General features: G+C 68.6%; 5 protein-coding genes and 1 pseudogene. 2 read left to right on the top strand and 4 right to left on the bottom strand.

From position 1 onward, the window contains the following. Positions 1–216: 216 nt before the first annotated feature. The 4 genes from ACFQ4E_RS20210 to ACFQ4E_RS20195 form a co-directional block, all read right to left on the bottom strand. The gene (locus ACFQ4E_RS20210; protein ID WP_386806344.1) at positions 217–1197 is read right to left on the bottom strand and encodes an alpha/beta hydrolase; all 981 of its coding nucleotides are present in this window, start codon (positions 1195–1197) and stop codon (positions 217–219) included. Further along, positions 1194–1937, bottom strand: a complete 744-nt coding sequence (locus ACFQ4E_RS20205) for an alpha/beta fold hydrolase (protein WP_386806343.1) — start codon at positions 1935–1937, stop codon at positions 1194–1196. Before ACFQ4E_RS20205 ends, ACFQ4E_RS20210 begins: the two co-directional genes overlap by 4 nt. An 82-nt stretch (positions 1938–2019) precedes the next feature. Continuing rightward, positions 2020–3282, bottom strand: coding sequence for an MFS transporter (locus ACFQ4E_RS20200; RefSeq protein ID WP_386806342.1), 1263 nt, complete (start codon positions 3280–3282; stop codon positions 2020–2022). 73 nt (positions 3283–3355) lie between these two features. Further along, positions 3356–4024 (bottom strand): DNA-3-methyladenine glycosylase I, encoded by a 669-nt coding sequence (locus ACFQ4E_RS20195; protein ID WP_386806341.1) that lies wholly within the window; start codon positions 4022–4024, stop codon positions 3356–3358. A 196-nt stretch (positions 4025–4220) separates the two neighbouring features. On the opposite strand from ACFQ4E_RS20195, the gene thrS reads away from it, so the two are divergent. Then, entirely contained in the window at positions 4221–6170 is a 1950-nt protein-coding gene (gene thrS, locus ACFQ4E_RS20190; RefSeq protein ID WP_386806340.1) for a threonine--tRNA ligase, read from the top strand. 105 nt (positions 6171–6275) lie between these two features. Then, positions 6276–6522, top strand: a pseudogene (locus tag ACFQ4E_RS20185) (leucyl aminopeptidase family protein); the annotation flags it as partial.

Below are 6522 nucleotides of genomic sequence, written 5' to 3'. Positions count from 1 at the left end.
GCCCCCTGCGCCTCGCCCGCGCCGGTCCAGATGCGGATGTCGCGCGCCAGCCCCCGCGCCTCGGGTCCGGCGAAATCGCCGCGCTCCCAGAGCGCGCGCATCAGCCCCGTGCGCCGCGCCGCCGCATCCTGTGCAACCGTCTGATCGAGCATGAAAGTTCCGCCTCCGTGGCTCAGGCCCCGGCAGCACATTGCCCGCGTCTTGGTAAAATCCCGGTTAATCCGGCGCGGGAAGCGCCCCGGCCCATTCGGCGATCCGCGCCGCGACCGGATCGGTGGCCGCCGGAGAGAGGATATCGCCCGCCACCACATGCAGGGACGGGTCGATCCCCGGCCCGGGCGCGATCTCCATCCGGTCCGTCGGCCCGCCCCAGCCCGCGCGGACGCGGTCGGTCACGTCGGCATCGACCACCTCGTCGCCATCGGCATAGATGAAGAGTGCAGGCATCGTGAAACGCGCCGGGTCGATCCGCCCCGCCCGCGCCACCGACTGCGCCATCGGAAAGAGCGCGCGGGTCGGATAGGAGATCGTCCAGTGCTCGGCATGCTCCTCGTTCGCAGGCTCGAAGCTGCGGGTCTCGCCCACGACGAGCGGCCCCCACCAGGAGATGCCGGGCCAGGTCAGGACCGTCGCCGCCGGGTTCTTGACCTCGAAATTGGGCGAGATCAGCACCACGCCCGCCACGTCCTCGGCCCCGCCATCCTGCGCGAGCGCCAGCGCCGCAATCGTTCCCCCGGTCGAGGTGCCGACAAGGAGCACGCGCTCGCCGATCCGCCGCCCGATGGCGAGCGCTTCGGCTGCGTCATCCATCCAGTCGGTCAGCTCCGCCTCGGCCATCGCCGCGCCATCGCGCCCGTGTCCGGTGAAGCGCGTGAAATAGAGGTTCGCGCCCAGCGCCTCGGCCACCCGCTCGGACACCGGGCGCAGCTCTTCCGCGCTGGCCAAGAAACCGTGCAGATATACGACCGAAAGCGGCGTCCGCGCGCCCGGCTCTTCCGCCCAGAGGACGCGCTTTCTCGCAGCGGGGCGCAGGTCGGCGATGCCGGCCTCGGCCGCCTCGAGATAGGCGTCGATGCCCTCGTCGAGCTGCGTCTCGTCGAAACTCAGGCGCAGTTCCGGCTCGGTCACGCGCACCCAGGCGAAACTTCCCGCGACGATCAGGATCACGACCGCCAGCGCGATAGCCAAGCCCCTCATCCCGAGACCTCGACGATGCTCTGCTCAATGAGCCTCAGGCAGGCCGGGTCCGAGAACCCGTGATTGGCGCCCGTCACGAAGGTCAGCCGCGCGTCAGGACTTTCGATGTGATCGAAGAGCGCCAGCGCCGTCTCGCGCTTCACCGACCCGTCTTCGGTGCCCTGCAGAAGCCGCACCGGCCAGGCCATCGGCAGAGGCGCGCGCAGCACGAGGTTCTCGCGCCCGTCCTCGATCAGCGCGCGCGTCACGAGATAGGGCTCGTCGTAATCGGAGGGCAGCTCGATCCGGCCGGTCTCCATCAGCGTCGCGCGCTCGGCCTCGGAGAAGCCCGCCCAGAACCCGTCCTCGGTGAAATCCGGCGCGGCGGCGATGCCCACGAAACCCGCAACGCGGGCCGCCAGCCGCTTGGCCAGAAGACAGCCGATCCAGCCGCCCATGGACGAGCCGACCAGCACCAGCGGCCCGTCCGTGGCGGCCGAGATCACCGCCTCGGCATCCGAGGCCCATTGCCCGATGGTGCCGTCCTCGAACCGACCCTCCGACACCCCGTGCCCGGAATAATCGAGGCGCAGGAAGGCGCGGCCCTCGCGTTCGGCCCAGGCCTCGAGATGCACCGCCTTGGTGCCCTCCATGTCGGATTTGTAGCCCGAGAGAAACACCACGCATGGCCCCGCGCCCTCCGTCTTGACATAGGCGAGAGCGTGGCCTTCGGGGCCGGTGATGCGGGAAATCTCTGCCATGGGGCCTCCGGTGGTCGTTGGGGCGGAGACTGCAAGAGCGCGCCCCGCCCCGCAAGGGCCGAGGGCGGGCGCGTCCGTGAAGTCAGTCGGCCTCGGTCTCGACCTCGTCGAGCCCGCGGGCGATCAGCGCCCCCACGAGCGACAAGGCGGCGAAGCCCGCAAGCGCCCAGAGCGGGCCTGCGGCGCTCAGAAGACCGCCGAAGAGACCGCTGGCCAGAAGCAAAAGGCCGATCGCGGTGTTGGCCAGCGCCGCGTAGGTCGAGCGGCTGTCCTCGGGCGCCATGTCGACGAGATAGGTGGAGCGGCCCTGCCGCACGCCTTGATAGGCGATCTGCATCAGGAACAGGATCACCGGCGTCACCCAGAGCGCCGCTGTCCAGCCCGCCAGATCCGCGCCCACCGCCGCCAGCATCGAAAGCGCACCGCCGATCCCGCCCAGGATCAGCACCCGGCGCGAGGAGCGGTCCGACATCCGGCCCCAGACATAGGAGGACACGAACGCCGCCGCCGCCGAGGCGAGAAGCAGCGCGCCGAGCTTCTGGAGCTGCCCCTCTCCCCCGTCGAGCAGAACGAGGTAGGGCGGTGCGAGCGCCGTGGCCGTCAGCGCGCCCCGCGCGGCGATGAAGCGGCGGAACTGCGCGTCTTCGCGGAGCGGCGTCCAGTCGATCGACCCGGCCTTCTCGGGATCGGGGTCCGAGGCCTTTTCCTCGAGCGTCGAGAAGGTGACGGCGGCCACCAGCCAGAGAACCGCGGCGACGCCGACCGCGACGGCGAGCGGCGTGATCTCCTGCAGGTAGCCGGACAGGAGGAGCAGCGCGAAGATCAGCACCGCCGCCGACGAGGCCGAGCCCGCCACGCCCTTGACCGCGCCGCGGCGGGTCTTGGCAACGGTCTTGCCGAGGATGTCCTTGTAGCTCACCGAACAGGCCGCACGCGAACAGGCCAGGACCGCGAGCGCCGCGCAGATCGCGATGCCCCCGATCCAGCCTTCGAGCGTCAGGGCGAAGAGCGCGATGGCGGCGGCCGAGATGCCCTGCCCGACCGAGCCCGCGACCCAGACCCATTTGCGGTGTCTGCGCGCCTCGACCACACCGGCCAGAAGCACCTGCGGCAGGAGCGCGCCGGCCTCGCGGATCGGGACGAGGAAGCTCACCAGCACCGCGGGCGCGCCGATGGCGCTCATGATCCAGGCCAGAACCAGCTTCGGCGACAAGAGCCCGTCGGCGACCTTGGTCATCGACAGCGACGTCATGTGGCGCAGACCGTTGCGCGCCTCCTGCGCGCTGGCCTCGCCGCCATCGTCGGTCAGCGTGCCGTAAATCTGGCTCTCGTCGATATGGGTCATGTCCGTCGCTCCACCGGTCGCGTCTGGGGAACCCTCCGGCGCAGGGCGCGGTTCCGGCCTGCGACCGGACGTCCTAGCCGGTGGATTGCGCGAGGACGCGGCTGATCTCGGTCAGGCCCCGGCCCGACTGCGCCGACCATGTCGAGAACGCCTCCTGCACGGCGGTCCAGGCGCGCTTGGAGCCGGGCGGTTTGTCGATCACGCCCTCGGCCACGAGCCGTGCGGTGACGTCCCGCGACAGGATGTAGCCGTCGCGCCCCATGGCGCGCAGCATATACGCGCCCGTCGCCCCGCCGAGCCGCGCGCCTTCGGCCTTGAGCCACATCAGGAGCCCGGCGAAATCGGTATCCGGCCAGTCGCCGATGCGCCGCCCGAAACTGCCGCTCTCGCCTGAGACGCGCTGCACGAAAACGGCGTTTTCCTGAATGGCGCGGACCTTGGGCGCGCTGCGGATGATCCGCCGGTCGGCCAGAAGCGCGTCGAACCAATCCTCGGACATCAGCGCCACCCGGCCCACGTCGAAGCCGTGAAACGCCTCTTCGATCTCGGGCCACTTGGCCTCGACCACCTTCCAGCTGATCCCGGCCGAGAACACGCCGCGCGCCATTGCCGAGAGCCAGCGGTCGTCGGGGATGGCGGCGAGCGTGTCGGCATCCTTCGGCTGCGGGATATCCGCCAGCACGGCCTCGACCCCGCCCTTGCGATCGGCGGCGATGGCGAGGATCTCGTCGAATGTCCGCATGAGGCGCTTCTCCGCTCGGTGTCATCTCCGCCCGGAGACTGCCAGACGGGCCCGGCGACAAAAAGAACAAAGTTCGAACATCTTCTCTCTGCCCGCCCCGTCTTGACGCAGGCGCGCCGAGCGGCCAGAGATGCGCCCACGACATATACCCGCAACCGGGCGTTCCGTGGGCGCCAAACCGACGAGGAGCCGGCCGATGAGCCAGATTTCCCTGACCTTTCCCGATGGCAATGCACGTTCGTTCGACGCGGGCGTGACCCCTGCCGATGTTGCCGCCTCGATCTCGACCTCGCTCGGGAAGAAGGCCATCTCGGCCAGCATCGACGGCGCGCATTGGGATCTGCAATGGCCGATCGAGCGCGATGCCCGCATCGACATCCACACCCTCAAGGACGACGCCCCCGCGCTCGAACTGATCCGCCACGACCTGGCGCATATCATGGCCCGCGCGGTGCAGGAGATCTGGCCCGACGTGAAGGTCACCATCGGCCCGGTCATCGAGAACGGCTGGTATTACGATTTCGATCGCGCCGAGCCCTTCACGCCCGAGGATCTGGGCCGGATCGAGGCGCGGATGAAAGAGATCATCGCCGCCCGCGATCCCGTCCGCACCGAGGTCTGGTCGCGCGCCGACGCTATCGCGCATTACGAGAAGACCGGCGAGAACTACAAGGTCGAGCTGGTGCAGGCGATCCCCGATGACGGCCAGCCGATCCGCATGTACTGGCATGGCGACTGGCAGGATCTCTGCCGCGGCCCGCATCTCCAGAACACCGGCCAGGTGCCCTCGGACGCGTTCCGGCTGATGTCGGTGGCGGGCGCCTACTGGCGCGGCGACAGCAAGCGCGCGATGCTCCAGCGCATCTACGGCGTGGCGTTCAAGAACCGCGACGACCTCAAGGCCTATCTACACATGCTGGAGGAGGCGCAGAAGCGTGACCACCGCAAGCTCGGCCGCGAGATGGACCTCTTCCACATGCAGGAAGAGGCACCGGGCCAGGTCTTCTGGCACCCCAATGGCTGGACCGTCTACACGACGCTCCAGGATTACATGCGCCGCCAGCAGCGCCGCGGCGGCTATGTCGAGGTCAACACCCCGCAGGTCGTCGACCGCAAGCTCTGGGAAGCCTCGGGCCACTGGGAGAAGTACCAGGAGAACATGTTCATCGTCGAAGTGGACGAGGAGCATGCCCGCGAAAAGGCGATCAATGCGCTGAAGCCGATGAACTGCCCCTGCCACGTCCAGATTTTCAACCAGGGATTGAAGAGTTATCGGGATCTGCCTTTGCGTATGGCCGAATTCGGATCCTGCAATAGATATGAGCCATCCGGCGCGCTGCATGGGATCATGCGCGTGCGCGGTTTCACCCAAGACGACGCTCACATCTTCTGCAGGGAGGACCAAATTGAGTCTGAAACGGCTAAATTCATCGACTTCCTCAGCGGGATCTACCGCGACCTCGGCTTCGACAGCTTCAAGGTCAAGTTCTCGGACCGGCCCGAGACCCGCGCCGGCGCCGACGAGGTCTGGGACAAGTCCGAACACGCCCTCAAGGCCGCCACGTCTGCCGCGGGTTGCGAGTTCGAGCTGAACCCCGGCGAAGGCGCCTTCTACGGCCCGAAGCTCGAGTTCGTCCTGACCGACGCGATCGGTCGGGACTGGCAATGCGGCACGCTGCAGGTGGATTTCGTGCTGCCCGAGCGGCTCGACGCCACCTATATCGGCTCGGACGGGGCGAAGCATCGCCCCGTCATGCTGCACCGCGCGGTGCTCGGATCGTTCGAGCGCTTCATCGGCATCCTGATCGAGGAACATGCGGGCAAGCTGCCCTTCTGGCTGGCGCCGCGGCAGGTCGTGGTGGCCTCGATCACCTCTGAGGCCGACGGCTACTGCGAAGAGCTCGCCGCAGCGCTCGTCGCGGCCGGCGTGCGCGGCGAGACCGATACCCGCAACGAGAAGATCAACTACAAGGTCCGCGAACATTCGGTCGGCAAGGTGCCGGTGATCCTTGCCATCGGCCATCGCGAGGTCGAGGAGCGCACGGCCACCCTGCGCCGCCTCGGCGAGAAGCAGACCCGGGTCGTGGGCTTCAACGATATCGTGACCGCGCTCTCAGCGGAAGCGACGCCTCCAGACCTCACCTGACAGCGTCGCTCGGGCGGAAAAATCCGAACCGGATTTTTCGCGGATTTCGCATCGAAATCCGTCCGCCCGGCGGCTAGTGTCGCGCCAGATTTCCGAGGACCGGACATGACCCTGAGCTTCGCCGCCCCCGACACCGACGCCCTGCCCCTTCACCTGATCGCTCAAGGCACCGCCTCCGACTGGGCAGCCGATCAGAGCGACAGCGTCCAGGCCTGGGTCGCGGCCTCTGGCTTCGACGGCGCCCTCGGCAGCACGCTGATGATCCCCGGCGCGGACGGCGCTCCCGCCGCCGCGCTCGCAGGCTACGGCACGCCCAAGACCCGCGCCCGCCAGCGCTTCCCGCTCGCGGGCG

Origin of the sequence: Litorisediminicola beolgyonensis, assembly GCF_042679605.1 — a bacterium.
GTDB classification, from domain to species: domain Bacteria; phylum Pseudomonadota; class Alphaproteobacteria; order Rhodobacterales; family Rhodobacteraceae; genus Litorisediminicola; species Litorisediminicola beolgyonensis.
Note: the sequence above shows the minus strand (reverse complement) of the source record. Positions and strands in the feature narration are given on the sequence as shown.

Excerpts from the sequence above, each read along its gene's own strand:
- ACFQ4E_RS20210 (WP_386806344.1), bottom strand. The coding sequence starts at position 1,197 with ATGAGGGGCTTGGCTATCGCGCTGGCGGTCGTGATCCTGATCGTCGCG.
- ACFQ4E_RS20200 (WP_386806342.1), bottom strand. The coding sequence starts at position 3,282 with ATGACCCATATCGACGAGAGCCAGATTTACGGCACGCTGACCGACGAT.
- ACFQ4E_RS20205 (WP_386806343.1), bottom strand. The coding sequence starts at position 1,937 with ATGGCAGAGATTTCCCGCATCACCGGCCCCGAAGGCCACGCTCTCGCC.
- ACFQ4E_RS20195 (WP_386806341.1), bottom strand. The coding sequence starts at position 4,024 with ATGCGGACATTCGACGAGATCCTCGCCATCGCCGCCGATCGCAAGGGC.
- thrS (WP_386806340.1), top strand. The coding sequence starts at position 4,221 with ATGAGCCAGATTTCCCTGACCTTTCCCGATGGCAATGCACGTTCGTTC.